Origin of the sequence: Mesorhizobium sp. WSM3868 (genome assembly GCF_002294785.1) — a bacterium.
Lineage (GTDB): Bacteria > Pseudomonadota > Alphaproteobacteria > Rhizobiales > Rhizobiaceae > Mesorhizobium.
Map to the genome: position 1 here is coordinate 75,917 of NZ_NSGB01000019.1, position 15,637 is coordinate 91,553.

At 63.9% G+C, this 15,637-nt stretch carries 18 protein-coding genes; 6 read left to right on the forward strand and 12 right to left on the reverse strand.

Features of this window, described 5'->3' with window-relative positions; genetic code table 11:
- Window positions 1-38 precede the first annotated feature (38 nt).
- Entirely contained in the window at window positions 39-374 is a 336-nt protein-coding gene (gene grxD, locus CK221_RS24825; protein WP_066995148.1) for a Grx4 family monothiol glutaredoxin, read from the reverse strand.
- A 292-nt stretch (window positions 375-666) separates the two neighbouring features.
- Between grxD and CK221_RS24835 the strand changes: the two genes are divergently transcribed.
- Window positions 667-1,788, forward strand: a complete 1,122-nt coding sequence (locus tag CK221_RS24835) for a multicopper oxidase domain-containing protein (protein WP_095779606.1) — start codon at window positions 667-669, stop codon at window positions 1,786-1,788.
- Window positions 1,785-2,984 (forward strand): ZIP family metal transporter, encoded by a 1,200-nt coding sequence (locus tag CK221_RS24840; RefSeq protein WP_095779607.1) that lies wholly within the window; start codon window positions 1,785-1,787, stop codon window positions 2,982-2,984. Before CK221_RS24835 ends, CK221_RS24840 begins: the two co-directional genes overlap by 4 nt.
- A 19-nt stretch (window positions 2,985-3,003) precedes the next feature.
- Here CK221_RS24840 and CK221_RS24845 read toward each other — a convergent pair whose 3' ends face one another.
- From CK221_RS24845 to CK221_RS24860, 4 genes are all read right to left on the reverse strand, one after another.
- Window positions 3,004-3,237, reverse strand: coding sequence for a BolA family transcriptional regulator (locus tag CK221_RS24845; RefSeq protein ID WP_023674714.1), 234 nt, complete (start codon window positions 3,235-3,237; stop codon window positions 3,004-3,006).
- A 107-nt stretch (window positions 3,238-3,344) separates the two neighbouring features.
- A complete protein-coding gene (locus CK221_RS24850; protein WP_095779608.1) occupies window positions 3,345-3,869 on the reverse strand; it encodes a hypothetical protein in 525 nt (174 codons plus the stop codon).
- Window positions 3,866-6,097: a phosphoribosylformylglycinamidine synthase subunit PurL gene (purL, locus tag CK221_RS24855; RefSeq protein ID WP_095779609.1), complete on the reverse strand. Its 2,232-nt coding sequence runs from the start codon at window positions 6,095-6,097 to the stop codon at window positions 3,866-3,868. Before purL ends, CK221_RS24850 begins: the two co-directional genes overlap by 4 nt.
- Window positions 6,098-6,250: 153 nt before the next feature.
- Complete coding sequence (locus CK221_RS24860; RefSeq protein WP_095779610.1) at window positions 6,251-7,660, reverse strand: PLP-dependent aminotransferase family protein; 1,410 nt, start codon at window positions 7,658-7,660, stop codon at window positions 6,251-6,253.
- A gap of 94 nt (window positions 7,661-7,754) precedes the next feature.
- Here CK221_RS24860 and CK221_RS24865 point away from each other — a divergent pair, with 94 nt between their 5' ends.
- Complete coding sequence (locus CK221_RS24865; protein ID WP_095779639.1) at window positions 7,755-7,994, forward strand: DUF1127 domain-containing protein; 240 nt, start codon at window positions 7,755-7,757, stop codon at window positions 7,992-7,994.
- Between the two features lie 165 nt (window positions 7,995-8,159).
- Here CK221_RS24865 and CK221_RS24870 read toward each other — a convergent pair whose 3' ends face one another.
- From CK221_RS24870 to purC, 4 genes are all read right to left on the reverse strand, one after another.
- Window positions 8,160-8,570 (reverse strand): hypothetical protein, encoded by a 411-nt coding sequence (locus CK221_RS24870; RefSeq protein ID WP_095779611.1) that lies wholly within the window; start codon window positions 8,568-8,570, stop codon window positions 8,160-8,162.
- Between the two features lie 55 nt (window positions 8,571-8,625).
- Window positions 8,626-9,294, reverse strand: a complete 669-nt coding sequence (gene purQ, locus CK221_RS24875; RefSeq protein ID WP_067328327.1) for a phosphoribosylformylglycinamidine synthase subunit PurQ — start codon at window positions 9,292-9,294, stop codon at window positions 8,626-8,628.
- Between the two features lie 110 nt (window positions 9,295-9,404).
- The gene (gene purS / locus CK221_RS24880; RefSeq protein ID WP_066995172.1) at window positions 9,405-9,644 is read right to left on the reverse strand and encodes a phosphoribosylformylglycinamidine synthase subunit PurS; all 240 of its coding nucleotides are present in this window, start codon (window positions 9,642-9,644) and stop codon (window positions 9,405-9,407) included.
- A 67-nt stretch (window positions 9,645-9,711) separates the two neighbouring features.
- A complete protein-coding gene (purC, locus tag CK221_RS24885) occupies window positions 9,712-10,506 on the reverse strand; it encodes a phosphoribosylaminoimidazolesuccinocarboxamide synthase (protein WP_040969563.1) in 795 nt (264 codons plus the stop codon).
- Between the two features lie 276 nt (window positions 10,507-10,782).
- Here purC and CK221_RS24890 point away from each other — a divergent pair, with 276 nt between their 5' ends.
- Complete coding sequence (locus CK221_RS24890; protein ID WP_066995175.1) at window positions 10,783-11,103, forward strand: DUF1476 domain-containing protein; 321 nt, start codon at window positions 10,783-10,785, stop codon at window positions 11,101-11,103.
- Window positions 11,104-11,203: 100 nt separating this feature from the next.
- On the forward strand, window positions 11,204-11,977 hold the full coding sequence (locus tag CK221_RS24895) for an HpcH/HpaI aldolase/citrate lyase family protein (RefSeq protein WP_095779612.1): 774 nt from the start codon (window positions 11,204-11,206) through the stop codon (window positions 11,975-11,977).
- Window positions 11,978-11,989: 12 nt separating this feature from the next.
- On the opposite strand, the gene CK221_RS24900 is transcribed toward CK221_RS24895, so the two are convergent.
- A complete protein-coding gene (locus tag CK221_RS24900) occupies window positions 11,990-12,547 on the reverse strand; it encodes an alpha/beta hydrolase (protein ID WP_095779613.1) in 558 nt (185 codons plus the stop codon).
- 198 nt (window positions 12,548-12,745) lie between these two features.
- On the opposite strand from CK221_RS24900, the gene CK221_RS24905 reads away from it, so the two are divergent.
- Window positions 12,746-13,558, forward strand: coding sequence for a VOC family protein (locus CK221_RS24905; protein WP_095779614.1), 813 nt, complete (start codon window positions 12,746-12,748; stop codon window positions 13,556-13,558).
- 37 nt (window positions 13,559-13,595) lie between these two features.
- Here the strand turns inward: CK221_RS24905 and purB are convergent, their stop codons facing one another.
- Complete coding sequence (purB, locus tag CK221_RS24910) at window positions 13,596-14,903, reverse strand: adenylosuccinate lyase (protein ID WP_095779615.1); 1,308 nt, start codon at window positions 14,901-14,903, stop codon at window positions 13,596-13,598.
- A 60-nt stretch (window positions 14,904-14,963) separates the two neighbouring features.
- Entirely contained in the window at window positions 14,964-15,452 is a 489-nt protein-coding gene (locus CK221_RS24915) for a hypothetical protein (protein ID WP_245430738.1), read from the reverse strand.
- Window positions 15,453-15,637: the final 185 nt, after the last annotated feature.

Below are 15,637 nucleotides of genomic sequence, written 5' to 3' on the forward strand. Positions count from 1 at the left end.
CACCGCGCGGCCGGCTGGGCCGGCCAGCGTGAGCTCAATCAGGCGGCGCCTTTGACGCTGACGCCTTTTTCGACCAGGAAATCCTGCAGCTCGCCGGCCTGGAACATCTCGCGCACGATGTCGCAACCGCCGACGAACTCGCCCTTGACGTAGAGCTGCGGAATGGTCGGCCAGTTGGAATAGTCCTTGATGCCCTGGCGCAGCTCGGCCGAGGTCAGCACGTTCACGCCTTTGTAGTCGACCCCGACATAGTCAAGGATCTGCACCACCTGGCCGGAGAACCCGCACTGCGGGAAGCCGGGGGTGCCCTTCATGAAGAGCACGACGTCGTTGCTCTTCACTTCGCTGTCGATGTAGTCGTTGATGCCGCTCATGGGGAATCCTTTCACGCCTGTGGGAGTCAGGCTCGAAGCATGTCCATCAAATAAACCCATAGGTTGGCTGAAACAAGACGTTAGCCGCGACGCACCCGAAATGGCGCAAAGCTTTGGTCCGCCATTGGGCCAAATCCGCCAGCCGGAACTCTTCCCACAGGCGGGCCGGCAGGCCGGTTCTCTTGTCCCGGTGCCGCTGACGGTTTCCCAGGTGCGCACGCGCCAGAATTATAGCTATAGCTAAATCTTGAAGCATGCGCTATCCTTGCCAGTGCCTTGGAGGAACGCGGATATGCGCGAAACGAAATCGCTGCTGGAACAAAAGCTCGATCGAAGGCTGCTTCTGGCCGGTGGCCTGGCGGCCGGCGGCACGGCGGTGATGGCGACCGCGGCGCGCGGGCAGACCGACCACGCCGGTCACGGAACGCCAGGGGCGGCCGAACCGCAGCCGGCGCACCTGTCCGCGCATGGGGCGATGATCACCGTCGGCGAGGTCGAGGATAGCCGCAACGGATTCGATCCAGTGAAGCTGCTGAGCGACTGGGAGACCGGGACGGTGTCGACGCTGCCGGACGGGCGGACACTGCGCAGCTTCGAGGTCACGGCCGAGGACAAGGAGATCGAGATCGCGCCCGGCATCCTGTTCCCCGCGTGGACCTACAATGGCCGTGTGCCGGGGCCGACGCTGCGGGCCACCGAAGGCGATCGCCTGAAGATCCTCTTCCGCAACAACGGCTCGCATCCGCATTCCATGCATTTCCACGGCATTCACGCAGCACGGATGGACGGCGTTCCCGGCGCCGGTTTGATCGGGCCGGGCGAGGAGTTCGTCTACGAGTTCGATGCCAGGCCGTTCGGCTGCCACCTTTATCATTGCCATGCGCTGCCGCTGAAGCGGCACATCCAGAAAGGTATGTACGGCGCGTTCATCATCGATCCCGATCCCGCCCGACATCCGGAGCACGAGGCAGTCGCCCGTTCGCGCCTGCTCGGCACGCCCGAGAATGCCGGCTGGCAGGAATTCGTGATGGTGATGAACGCCTTCGACACCAATTTCGACAACGAGAACGAGGTCTATGCCGTCAACACCGTCGCCCATGCCTACGCGAAGAAGCCGATACGGGTGCTGAAGGACAAGCCTGTCCGGATCTACCTCGTCAACGTGGTCGAGTTCGACCCGATCAACTCCTTCCATCTGCATGCCAATTTCTTCGACTACTACAATCAGGGCACGACGCTGACGCCGACACTCAGGACCGTCGATCTGATCACCCAGTGCCAGGCCGAGCGCGGTATCCTCGAGTTCCATTTCAGGGAGCACGAGCCAGGCCTCTACATGTTCCATCCCCACCAGTCGGAGTTTACGGAACTCGGCTGGTCGGGCATGTTCGACGTCGTGGAGGCCTTGTCGTGACCGATGTCAGTCGCACCTCCCGGGATACACAGGCCGGTCGGCCGCGCTGGCTCTCTCTGCTATGGATCGTACTGCCGTTTGCCGTGCTCGGGCTCGCGGTTGCGTGGATGGTCTCTTCCGACCCGTTGGCGAGCTTTCGCAACGGCGCGCCGCCGGTCGAGAACCTGACCTTCGAGCGGACGATTATCGGAAACGACGGCATTCGAATCCTCGTGCGGGCGGGCGGGTCGGAACCGATGACGATCGCCCAGGTCCAGGTCGACGACGCTTACTGGCAGTTCACGCAGGATCCGCCGGGCCCGATCGCGCGCGGCGCAACGGCATGGATCAGCCTGCCATACCCCTGGGTGCTGGGGGAGGCGCATGCGATCAATGTCGTAACCAGTACCGGGACAACATTCGGGCACGATATCGCCGTCGCCGTACCCACACCGACGCGCAGTTCACCTAGCTTTGCCGCGCAAGCGGTGCTCGGCGGCTTTGTCGGCATCCTGCCCGTGGCGATCGGCCTGATGTTCTATCCGGCACTACGCGGGGTCGGGCGGAACGGCATGGACTTTCTCCTGTCGATGACCGTCGGTCTGCTCGCCTTCCTTTTCGTCGACACGCTCGAGGACGCGTTCGAACTGGCCGGCGAAGCAGCCGCCCTGTTCCAGGGGTCGACCATGATCGTACTCGCAGCCACCGCCAGTTTCCTTCTGCTCATGGCGGCAGGCCGGCGCAGCGGGACACCGACCGGGCTGGCGCTTGCCACCTTCATCGCACTCGGCATCGGCCTGCACAATCTCGGCGAGGGGCTGGCGATCGGCGCCGCCTTCGTCTCGGGCGCAGCCGGGCTCGGCACGTTCCTGGTGCTTGGCTTCACCTTGCACAACATCACCGAAGGCATCGCCATCGCCGCCCCGATCCTGAAGCAGCGACCGCCGCTCAGGACCTTCGCCATGTTGACGCTGCTCGCGGGAGGTCCGGCCGTCGTCGGCCTATGGATCGGCAGCCTCGCCTATGCGCCACAATGGTCGGCGCTGGCGCTGGCGATCGGCGCCGGAGCGATCCTGCAAGTGATCGTCGAGATGGTTTCCCTGCAGCTTCGCCAGCGCCCCGATGGCTCGCGCGCCTTGCTCGCACCGGCTGCGATGGCCGGGCTGACAGCCGGGGTCGGCTTCATGTACCTCACGGCGATGCTGGTAAAGATCTGAACAACCGCGGCGTCAACACTCAGTCCGGAACGCTGGTCTGCAGGGCGAGCGCATGCAGCACGCCGCCCATATTGCCTTTCAGCGCGTCATAGACCATCTGGTGCTGCTGGACGCGGCTTTTGCCGCGGAAGCTCTCGGCCACCACTTCGGCAGCGTAGTGGTCGCCGTCACCAGCCAGATCGCGAATCGTCACCTTGGCGTCCGGAATGCCTTCCTTGATCAGCCGTTCGATGTCGTGCGCATCCATTGCCATGGCAGAAATCCTGTTTTCGAGCGGGCGCAGCCCGTGCGATGAGAGTCGGGGATAAGCGTAGAGCCTTTCCGGTCCGGATTGAAGCCGTTCCATCCGTGACCGAGGCTTCACGGGATATTCCGACCCGGCTGAGCCGCGTCGCCGGCGGACACATCCTCGCGCGTCGAGTAGGTGCGACCGAGGCTGAAGGTCAGCACGTAGAGCGGCACGTTTATCGCGATGCCGACCATCGGCAAGTAGCTCGTCCACTGCCAGACCGGGGAGAAAAACGGCCGGCCGTAGCCATCGCACATAAGCGAAGAACCATACGCCCAAAGCGCTCCGATGGCGGTTGCAATGGCGAAGAGCTTGACGCAAGTGACGATATGCCTTGCCAGGGCCGGCTCCGGCAAAAGGCGCTGCCACAGCACCAGGCACAAAACAGGAATGGCGTAGACGAGGTCCTGAGCGGCCAGCAACGGAATTGCGCCGTTCGCCGCAGCAAGGAACTCGGCTCGCGTTTCGAGCCTTGGACAGACCTCGCTCGAGGTCGTCGACAGCAGCAGAAAGACGAACGGGCCGAGGAACCAGAAAAAGAACAGCGACGGCCAGAAAACCGCTGCAAGCAGCGCCCGGACCGCCAGCCTGGTCAAATGGCCTGATCCATGAAGCGCGGGAACCAGCCCTCATGGGCGGCGGTCAATTCGCTGACCGGAACGGCACGCGCCTCGCCGAGCTTCAGCGTGTCGCCACCGGTCGTGCCGATCCACGGCGCGAAGATGCCGAGCTTGCCCTGCTCCGCGCGGATCCTGTCCCATTCGCCGCTTTGCGGGTCGATCGACAAGGTCAGGAGATAACGTCCTTGATCCTCGCCGAACCAGACCGGGATCGGATCGGTGCCGGTGAGGCCGGGAATGGTGGCGCCGATGCCGGATGCCATCGCCATTTCGGCCAGCGCCACGGCAAGGCCGCCGTCGGAGACATCGTGCGCGGCAGTCACGATGCCGGAAGCGATCAGCGCGCGCACATGGTCGCCAACGCGCTTTTCATGTTCGAGGTCGACGGGCGGCGGCGAACCGTCGGCGCGGCCGTGGATGTCGCGCATATAGACGGACTGGCCGAGATGGCTGCCCCATGTCGGCGGCGCGCCGACCAGCACGATCATCTGGCCCTCGGCGGCAAAGCCGACGCGGGCCATCTTCGACCAATCGGCGATCAGCCCGACGCCGCCGATGGTCGGCGTCGGCAGGATGCCGCGGCCATTGGTTTCGTTGTAGAGCGAGACATTGCCGGAGACGATCGGGAAGCCGAGCGCGCGACAGGCGTCGCCGATACCCTTAACCGCTCCGACAAACTGGCCCATGATCTCCGGCCGCTCCGGATTGCCGAAATTAAGATTGTCGGTGGCGGCAAGCGGCAGGGCGCCCGTTGCCGTCAGGTTGCGCCAGCATTCGGCGACGGCCTGCTTGCCGCCCTCATACGGGTCGGCCTCGCAATAGCGCGGCGTGACGTCGGAAGAGAAGGCGAGCGCCTTGGTTGGATGGCCTTCGACGCGCACCACGCCGGCATCGCCGCCTGGGAGCTGCAGCGAATTGCCCTGGATCAGCGTGTCATACTGCTCCCACACCCAGCGGCGCGAAGAGAGGTCCGGTCCGCCCAGCATCTTGAGCAACGCGTCGGCGACGTCGGCCTTGGGCGCGTCGTTCGCTGCAAGCGGCGCCGGCTTCTTCGTTTCGACCCAGGGGCGGTCATATTCCGGCGCCTGGTCGCCCAGTTCCTTGATCGGCAGGTTGGCGACCTCGTCGCCATGGTGCAGCACGCGGAAGCGCAGGTCGTTGGTGGTCGTCCCGACGATGGCGAAGTCGAGGCCCCATTTGCGGAAGATCGCCTCGGCTTCCTCCTCTTTTTCGGGGCGCAGCACCATCAACATGCGCTCCTGGCTTTCCGACAGCATCATCTCGTAGGCGCTCATGCGCTCCTCGCGCACCGGCACCTTGTCGAGATCGAGCTCGATGCCGAGATCGCCCTTGGCGCCCATCTCGACCGCCGAGCAGGTGAGCCCGGCCGCACCCATGTCCTGGATGGCGATGACCGCGCCCAACGCCATCAGCTCGAGGCAGGCCTCCAGCAGGCACTTTTCGGTGAAAGGGTCGCCAACCTGTACGGTCGGCCGCTTCTCCTCGATCTTGTCGTCGAACTCGGCCGACGCCATGGTGGCGCCGCCGACACCGTCGCGCCCGGTCTTGGCGCCGAGATAGACGACCGGCAGGCCGACGCCCTTGGCCTGCGACAAGAAGATGGCGTTGGTTTTGGCGAGGCCGGCCGCGAAGGCGTTGACCAAGATGTTGCCGTTGTAGCGGGCGTCGAAATTGACCTCGCCGCCGACGGTCGGCACGCCGAAGGAGTTGCCGTAGCCGCCGACACCGGAAACGACTCCAGCAACCAGGTGCCGGGTCTTGGGATGGTCAGGCGCGCCGAAGCGCAACGCGTTCATCGCCGCAACCGGTCGCGCGCCCATGGTGAAGACATCGCGCAGGATGCCGCCGACGCCGGTCGCGGCTCCCTGATAGGGCTCGATATAGGAGGGGTGGTTGTGGCTCTCCATCTTGAAGACGACGCAGTCGCCGTCGCCGATGTCGACCACGCCGGCATTCTCGCCGGGCCCCTGGATAACCTGCGGGCCGCTGGTGGGCAGCGTGCGCAGCCATTTCTTGGAAGACTTGTAGGAGCAGTGCTCGTTCCACATCGCCGAGAAGATGCCGAGCTCGGTGAAGCTCGGCTCGCGGCCAACCAGATCGAGGATGCGCTGGTATTCGTCGGGCTTCAGCCCATGCGCGGCGACGAGCTCGGGGGTGATCGGCACGGAATTGGATATGGTCATGAGCGGCGATTGGTATCCGTGGGAGAGGGGGCTTTTCTGAGTCTTCTCTTATCGCAAGCTTTCGCGCGATACACCCCCAAAGCACGACGAAAACGCCGGAAAACCGCTGCGCCGGCACCGGCCGGTAGCGCGAGGCGCTTAGGAAAGGGCAGGTCAGGAAAAACTGTCGTAGCCGGCGCGGCCCTCGTCGAGCAGGCGGCGGATGACCGCGACGCCACCGGCGACATCCTTGCTTTGCCCGGGTTGCGAAACACCGAAGCGGACGCCGTGGAAGACTTGCTCGGAACGACCGGCCTTGAACTCGTCCTCGTCGTCGATGAGCACGCCCTGCGCCAGGCAGGCATTCTTGAAGGTACCCGAGAGCCAAGGATCCGGCAAGGTGAGCCAGACGAAGGGCACATTGTCCCGCGCCTTGAAATCAAAGCCAACCAGCGTCTCGCGCACGACGTGGAGACGAGCTTGGATCTCGGCAATGCAGCGTCTGCGGATATCGCTGGCCTGGCCGGACATCACCAGCCTTGTTCCGACCTCCGCCAGCAGAAAAGGCAGCCCGCCGGTCATCATCTTGTGCGCCACGCGGATGCGGTGGCGGTAGGCGGGCGGGCAGGACAGCCAGCCGCCGCGCACGCCGGCGGCGACTGACTTCGACAGGCCGCCGGCGACGATCGTGCGCTCAGGGGCGTATTCGGCGAGCAGTGGCGTCGGATCGTCGGTCAATTCGCCATAGAGATCATCCTCGATCAGGACGACATTGTATTCGCGCGCTATGCGCGCGATCGCCTGGCGCCGCTCCGCCGACAGCGTCACCAGCGTCGGGTTCTTCGCCGTCGGCATCACGAACATCATCTTCGGGTGTTTCTGCGCGCAGACGCGTTCGAAATCGTCGGGATCGAGACCTTCATCGTCCGCCGAGACCAGCGCGGTACGGCGCCCGATCAGACCGGCGCTGCGCGAGATCTGCGAATAGGTGAGATGCTCGAAGACGATCGTGTCGCCAGGCGTGGTGAGCGCCGCGATCGCCGCCATCACCGCCGCATGGGTGCCAAGCGTCGGCACGATCGAATCGGGCGAGGGGTGGAAGGAATTGCGCTTGAGCCAAAGACCGCCGGCCTCGAACCAGCGCTCCGGGAAATCCCTGGTATAGCTTGAAATGTCGTGAGGGTGCTCCTCCGCCGTCCGCGCCAGCAGTTCGGCAATCAATGCGCCTTGTCCGACATCGGGGGCGGCGGTGCTGTCGAAGCGCAGCTTGCCGCTGGGCGCGTCGATGAGCCGCGTTCCGAGCGTGGCGGGCTGCAGCTCGGGCTTGGGGCTCTCCGCGCGTTGCGCGAGCACATAGGTGCCGCGCCCGACCTCCCCACTCACCAGCCCGCGCTCGCGCAGCAACTGATAGGCCCGGCCGACCGTGCCGACCGTGGTGCCAATGTCGTAGGCGAGGTCGCGCTGCGGCGGCAGTTTTGAACCCGCATCGATGACGCCCTTGTCGATATCTGACTCAATGCTGTCAGCAAGGCGCTGATAGAGAGGGCCGGAACCGGAAGCGAGGTCTGGGAGCCAATTTGTCATGGTGACAATTTTTAATATTGCATCGCGAGACGAGTCAATCGATATGAAAACGCGGGTGACTAGAGTACAATTGATAAAATTGGTTGATCTCAAGATGAATACAATTGATACATTCCATGACAGCGTCGAATTGCACGGTCGCCCGTCGGGGCGCCGCGGGTTCGTTGACCGCGTCGTATTCGTGCTTCGTGCCATCGCCAGGCAAATCGACCGGATGCTGGAACGCCGTCGCGGACGCCTTGCGCTCTTGGAGATGACCGACGAGCAGCTCAAGGACATCGGCATTTCGCGCTGCGACGCCCATCGCGAAGGTATCAGGCCGTTTTGGGACTAAGCCCGTCGCGACCGCCCTTAGTTGTTGCGATGCATGTCATTCTCCCAAAACACTGCGCGGTTTGGGCATACATCGACCGCGAACAGAGCTTCGACGGTATGTTGATTGACGAGCGCGAAAACCGACCGTCAATCTTGCATTTGCAGGAATTGGCCTACGGCCGAATCACGCGGCGGCGGCGCAAGATGGATTGCCGGCCTGCCAGCGCGCGATGTCGGAGCCTATGCGCGCGCCCAGCGGTTCGGCCATCAACGGCCCGAACACGTCCACTTTGCGGGAATTGCCTTGTGCTTGCACGACCAGCAGCGGCTTGCCGCCATAGTGCTTGGCGGGCACCAGCAGGAAGCGCGGCGTGCCGCTGTAGGAGTTGAGCTCGTTGGCCATCTGATAGGGCTTGAAGGCCGGGTCCTTGCTGGCGATCCAGCACTTGTGAGCGGCGATGGCGACCTGCTCCATGGCAAGCAGGGAAGCGCTCTTGCCAGAGGGGGGCGGCGTGGTCTTCGAGCCGGACTGGCAAGAGGCGAGCGCAAATCCGGCGGCGGCCAGGAGAGCAAGGCGAGTAATCGTCAGTCTCATGGTCAGGCCGCCCCGTTGGTCTGAAAGAATGGTCAGAAGGAATCTTCTGAAAGGATCAAGCGGCGATGCCAAGCGCGCCTTCGAACAGCGCCCGGCCGTCGCTGCCGCCGTGTGCCGCCTCGATCAGGTTCTCCGGGTGCGGCATCAGACCGAGCACATTGCCCTTCTCGCTGACGATGCCGGCGATGTCGTTGATCGAGCCGTTGGGATTGGTGCCTTCGGCATAGCGGAACACCACCTGGCCTTCGCCTTCGAGGCGCGCCAGCGTTTCGGCGTCGGCGAAATAGTTGCCGTCGTGATGCGCGACCGGTGAGCGGATGATCTGGCCGGGCTGATAGCCGCGGGTGAACATCGTGTTCGCGTTGGCGATCTCGAGCTTCACGTGCCGGCAGACGAATTTCAGCGAGGCGTTGCGCATCAGGGCGCCGGGCAGCAGCCCCGCCTCGACCAGGATCTGGAAGCCGTTGCAGACGCCGATCACCATCACGCCCTTGGCCGCCTTTTCGGCCACTGCCCGCATCACCGGCATGCGCGCGGCGATCGCCCCGCAGCGCAGGTAGTCGCCGAAGGAGAAGCCGCCGGGAATGGCGATCAGGTCGACGTCCGGGATTTCGGTGTCGGTTTGCCAGACGGTCGCCGGCGCCTGACCGGAAATCTTGGTCAGAGCCGCGATCATGTCGCGGTCACGGTTGAGCCCAGGCAGGAGGACGACGGCTGATTTCATTTGGGTCGTAGGGCCTCTGGTCTTCGGCGAGTTCGCTGGTGATGCACGCGCTTCAGGAGCCTGTACATCAAATCGCTGGTGGCTTCAGGCATAACCTCTGCGCTGCAACCTCAGGTAATAGCCACACTATAATTCTCAATCACCGTGTTCGCCAGAAGCTTGTCGCACATGGCCTTGAGGTCGGCTTCGGCCTTGGCTTTGTCGGTTCCGGTGAGCTCGATGTCGAAGACCTTGCCCTGCCGCACCTGGCCGACGCCGTCGAAGCCCAGTCCTGAGAGGGCGTGCTCGATCGCCTTGCCCTGCGGGTCGAGAACTCCGTTCTTGAGGGTGACGGTGACGCGGGCTTTCATCGATACTCCTGAGTGATCGGTAGTGCGGAGGGCGGGCACGCCGTTTCCGGCAGGCCCGCGCTGGCAGTCAGTGCTTCGTGCTCTTCGAGGGCTCGGAAGAGGCAACGAGCACCGGGCCTGTCGGGCGCGGCGGCTCGTTCTCGTTCATGATGCCGAGGCGGCGGGCAACTTCCTGGTAGGCCTCGACCAGGCCGCCCATGTCGCGGCGAAAGCGGTCCTTGTCGAGCTTGTCCTGGGTGGCGACGTCCCACAGCCGGCAGGAATCCGGCGAGATCTCGTCGGCGACGACGATGCGCATCATGTCGCCCTCGAACAGGCGCCCGCATTCGATCTTGAAGTCGACAAGCTGGATGCCGACGCCCAGGAACAGGCCGGAGAGGAAGTCATTGACGCGGATAGCCAGCGCCATGATGTCGTCGATCTCCTGCGGGCTCGCCCAGCCGAAGGCGGTGATGTGCTCTTCCGACACCATCGGGTCGTCCAGCGCATCGGCCTTGTAGTAGAATTCGATGATCGAGCGCGGCAGAACCGTGCCTTCCTCGATGCCCAGGCGCTTTGCCAGCGAGCCGGCGGCGACGTTGCGCACCACCACCTCGAGCGGGATGATCTCGACTTCCTTGATCAGCTGCTCGCGCATGTTCAGCCGGCGGATGAAATGGGTCGGGATGCCCATACGATTGAGGTGATTGAAAATGTGCTCGGAGATGCGGTTGTTGAGCACGCCCTTGCCGTCGACCACCTCATGTTTCTTCTTGTTGAAGGCGGTGGCGTCATCCTTGAAGAACTGGATCAGCGTCCCGGGCTCAGGTCCTTCATAGAGGATCTTGGCCTTGCCTTCGTAAATGCGGCGGCGATTTTTCATCTGATTTTTTCTCTGGATTGGCGGGCAGGCGGCAAGCGACCGAGTACCTGTCCGTCTGCCTAAATTAGTTGTGGCGACGGGTGCGTTCAATGCCGGTGTCTATAGCAATCGTAATGTTTGCTCAATCGGCAAATCCAGCCGATCAACCGCTTTCGGAACCGAAATGCCGCAGCGCAGCATGGGACGTTGCATATTGACCGGCCCGCGACCTTTTGGTTTGTGCTGGGTAAGCACACATATTCATAGCCAAGCGAATCGATTTGATCGGAGGGACGCATGAGCAGCATGAAAGACCGCGAAGAGGGCTTCGAGCGCAAATTCGTCTTCGACGAGGAGCTCCGCTTCAAGGCCTCGGCGCGCCGCAACAGAGCGCTCGGCCTGTGGGCCGCCGAAAAGCTGGGCAAGAGCGGAGCCGATGCCGAGGCCTATGCCAAAGCGGTAGTCGTCTCCGACATCGAGGAGGCCGGCGACCATGACGTCTTCCGCAAGATCCGCGAGGACTTCGACGCCGCGGGCGTCAACCAGTCGGACCATCAGATCCGCCGCACCATGGACGAGCTGATGGCGCAGGCGATCGAGCAGGTCAAGAACACGTAAAAATCGTTGGACCAATCGACCGCCCGGCTCAGCCGGGCGGTTTTCTTTGCCTTGCCGCCGTTTCCGGCTGAGACTGCGGATCGTTACCAAGGAAGTTCCAATGTCGCTCAAGTCCCGCCTGGCCGCCGACGAAACGCTGTTCACCGCCTGGTCCGGCGTGCCGGACGCGCTGACGGTAGAAATCATCGCCAAGCAGGGCTTTGATGCCGTTACCCTCGACATGCAGCATGGCGGCCACCACGAGGACAGCGTGCTGCGGGGCCTGGTGCCGGTGCTTGCCGCCAATAAGCCGGCGCTGGTGCGCATCCCGGTCGGGCGCTTCGACATGGCGAGCCGGGCGCTCGATTTCGGCGCCGAGGCGGTGATCGCGCCGATGGTCAATTCCGTGGACGACGCCAGGCAGTTCGCCGCAGCGATGAAGTATCCGCCGATGGGCGAGCGTTCCTGGGGCCCGACCTATGCCTTCCCGCGCCATGGGAAGGGTGACCATGCCGAGTGGCTGCGCGACTCGAACCAGCGCACCATGGCCTTTGCCATGGTCGAGACGCGTGCGGCGTTCGAGGCGCTGGATGGGATCCTCGAGACGCCCGGCATCGATGGCATCTTCGTCGGGCCGTCGGATTTCTCGATCGCCTGGTCGAACGGCACCACCGTCAATTCGACGTTGGAAAGCATGATGGAGACGGTCGCCTCGATCGCCGAGCGGACGCGCAAGGCCGGCAAGCACGCCGCGATCTATGTCATCGAGCCGGCCGTTGCCGGCCGCGTCGTGTCGATGGGCTATCGGCTGCTCGCCATGGGTTCTGACCACACGCTGATCTCGCTCGGAGCCAGGACGCTGCTGAAGAGCATGCGGGATTCGATCGGCGCCTGAGGCGCCGGCGTTTCAAGGCTCCTTCAGTTCCGTCAGGAACTTGGCGAAAGTCATCGATCCCTCCGGCCAGGGGCCGAAGCCCGCGTCCTGGTTGAGATGGCCGGCGTCGCCGGCCTCGATGAACAGCGAACCCCAGGCGGCGGCGATGTCCTCGGCAACCTCAAAGGCGCAGAACGGGTCGTTGCGGCTGGCGATCACGATCGACGGAAAGGGCAGGGGCTCGCGCGAATAGGGCCCGAAGGTCATCAGGTGCCTCGGCCTGATCTCCGGATTGGCGACATCAGGCGGCGCCACGAAGAAGGCTCCCGCGACCGGCTTCTGGAATTGCGGGATCGCCTGCACCGCCGCCGCCACCCCCAGCGAATGCGCGACGATGACGACCGGCCGCTCGGCCTCGTTGACAGCTTTCGCTACACTTGCCGTCCAGTCCTCGCGCACGGGTTTCGTCCACTCGGCCTGCTCGACCCGGCGCGCTGTCGATAGCTTCGACTGCCAGCGGGTCTGCCAGTGCTCGGGCCCGGAATTGGTGTAGCCCGGTATGATGAGAATATCGGCGTCCTTGACTTTCATGGCGCCGATGTAGCGAGCACCCTTGTCTGATGCAACCGGCCGGTGGGACGCAGTGGCATCACAAAGGTGAACAACGTGTTCGATTCTTTCAACCTTGTGTGAACGATGGCGATGAACGATCTGGAGGGGGAACAGGAATGACTAATAAACGTCGGCGCGACTGCCCTTCGTGAGATCGGCGCCCGAACGGAGAGTGTGATGAGCGAACTGCCTTTTGCCGCGACCACCCCGGTCAGCGTCGCGCGTGTCGGATTGAGGGCGCGCGATGCCGAAAACCTTGCCGCCTATTATCGCGCCGTCGTCGGCCTGCAGGAGTTGAGCCGCGCCGATGGCGCGATCACCCTCGGTGCCGCGGGACGCCCGCTGCTGGTGCTGGAGCAGGATGCCTCGGCGAAGCCTGACGACCCACGCAGCGCCGGCCTGTTCCATACTGCCTTCCTGCTGCCATCGCGCGCCGATCTTGGCCGGTGGATCAGCTACGCCGCTGCCAACCGGATAAGCATCGAAGGCGCTTCGGACCATCTGGTCAGCGAGGCGCTCTACCTCACCGACCCTGAAGGCAACGGCATCGAGATCTACGCCGATCGCCGTCCGCAGGATTGGAAATGGAACGGCGACAAGATCGCAATGTCGACCGAGCGGCTGAACCTCCCCGCGGTCGTCGCCAGCGTGCCCGTCGGTGATGCCGGCTGGCAGGGAGCGCCGGAAAACACCATTGTCGGCCACGTCCACCTGCGCGTCGGGCGTCCGGAAGACGCCGAAGCGTGGTGGCATGACGAATTCGGCTTCGACACGGTCGCCAAATATGGCGGTCAGGCTGTGTTCCTGTCCTCCGGCCACTACCACCACCATATCGGTGCCAATTCCTGGCGCAGCGCCGGCGCCGGCCGCCGCGATCCCTCTCGCTCGGGCCTCGCCTGGGTCGAAATGCGCTCGGATAACGTGAAGGCCGAGACGACGCGTGAAGATCCCTGGGGCACGGTGATCAGGACGGTGCCTGGCAAGGCTTGACTAGGGCTGCGCGACACTAGCGGGCCTTCCCCCGGACTCAGGCCTGTCCAAACACCCGCCTGAAGATCGTGTCGACATGCTTGGTGTGATAGCCGAGGTCGAACTTCTCGCGGATCTCGGCCTCGGGCAGTGCCGCTGTCACGTCCTTGTCGGCAAGCAGTTCCTCAAGGAAATCAGCACCTTGCTCCCATACCTTCATGGCGTTGCGCTGCACCAGGCGATAGGCATCCTCGCGTGACACGCCAGCCTGCGTCAACGCCAGCAGCACGCGCTGCGAATGCACCAGGCCGCGGAACTTGTTGAGGTTCTTCACCATGTTCTCGGGGTAAACGAGCAGCTTATCGACGACGCCGGTCAGGCGTGCCAACGCGAAGTCGAGCGTCACCGTCGCGTCCGGCCCGATCATGCGCTCCACCGAGGAGTGCGAGATATCGCGCTCGTGCCACAGCGCCACATCCTCCATGGCCGGCATGGCGTAGGAGCGGACCATGCGGGCAAGGCCGGTGAGATTCTCGGTCAGCACCGGGTTGCGCTTGTGCGGCATCGCCGACGAGCCCTTTTGTCCCGGCGAGAAATATTCTTCCGCTTCCAGCACCTCGGTGCGCTGCAGATGCCGGATTTCGACCGCCAGGCGCTCGACCGACGAGGCGATCACGCCGAGCGTAGCGAAGAAGATCGCATGGCGGTCTCGCGGAATGACCTGAGTCGAGACCGGTTCCGGCTTCAGGCCGAGTTTCTTCGCCACATGCTCTTCGACATAGGGATCGATGTTGGCGAAGGTGCCGACCGCGCCCGAGATGGCGCAGGTGGCGATGTCTTCGCGCGCGTGCAGCAACCGCTCGCGGCAACGCGAGAATTCGGCATAGGCCAGCGCCAGCTTGACGCCGAAGGTGGTCGGCTCGGCATGGATGCCGTGGCTGCGGCCGATGGTGATGGTATCCTTGTGCTCGAAGGCGCGGCGCTTCAGGGCCACAAGCAGCGCGTCAATGTCGGCAAGCAGAATGTCGCTGGCGCGAGTCAATTGGACCGCAAGGCAGGTGTCGAGCACGTCCGACGAGGTCATGCCCTGGTGAATGAAGCGGGCGTCCGGTCCGACGAATTCGGCGAGATGGGTCAGGAATGCAATCACGTCATGCTTGGTGACGCGCTCGATCTCGTCAATCTTATCGACGTCGAATTTGGCCGCGCCGCCCTTTTCCCAAATGGTCTTGGCGGCTTCCTTCGGGATGACGCCGAGCTCGGCCAGCGCATCGCAGGCATAAGCCTCGATCTCGAACCAGATGCGGAACCGGGTTTCGGGCGACCAGATGGCGACCATTTCCGGCCGGGAATAGCGAGGGATCATGGTTTCTTAGTCCTGCTGGGAGAAGCTTTGGCCGCGTCCTAACAGAGGCCGGCTCAATGCTCAACGCCGCCGGCGTGCAAACCAGATGCTGGCGGCGGCAAGTGCGGCAAAGCCGAACGGAAAATAGAGCCGGATGCCAAGGACGAGGAACTGGTAGAGCGCAGCGAGGATCGTGAACACGAACTCAGACCCCCAGGTCCGCGTGAAGGCCGGCGCGTGCCACTCGGCGTAGTAAGAACGGTATTGCAGGGCAAACAGCCCGCCGGTGAAAGCGAGCGTCGCGCCGAGCAGGCATACGAAAGCTGCGGCGAGCGCGGTTTCCCAGTGGCGGCCGCGCGATACCAGCGCGGCGAACGTCAGCCCGACCGGAAAAGCAAGCGCGCCGCCGAGCGCATACAGCAGCACGACGAAGCGGGCGCTGTCCGGCGTCTCCCAATAATACAGATTGAGGAAAGCGCTCGCCGCCATCGCAGGCCCCCACAACAAGGCGCCGACAATTGCCGTGCCTGCCGAGGGCAGAGCGTCGCGCAGGCGGTTTGCCAGGCGCAGACGCAAGGAGGCCGGCTGCAGCGAGGTTACGGTCGCTGGGCCGCGTTCCGCGGCGAAAAGCGGTTCGGCTTGCCTGGTGGCAATGCTCCCTGTCTCATTGGCGTCATGGCTATCACGCCATGGTGAACAAGACGTGCCGCTCGATGCATCCAATCCGGCGGCCGTTTGTTATTGTGGGCGCCCGA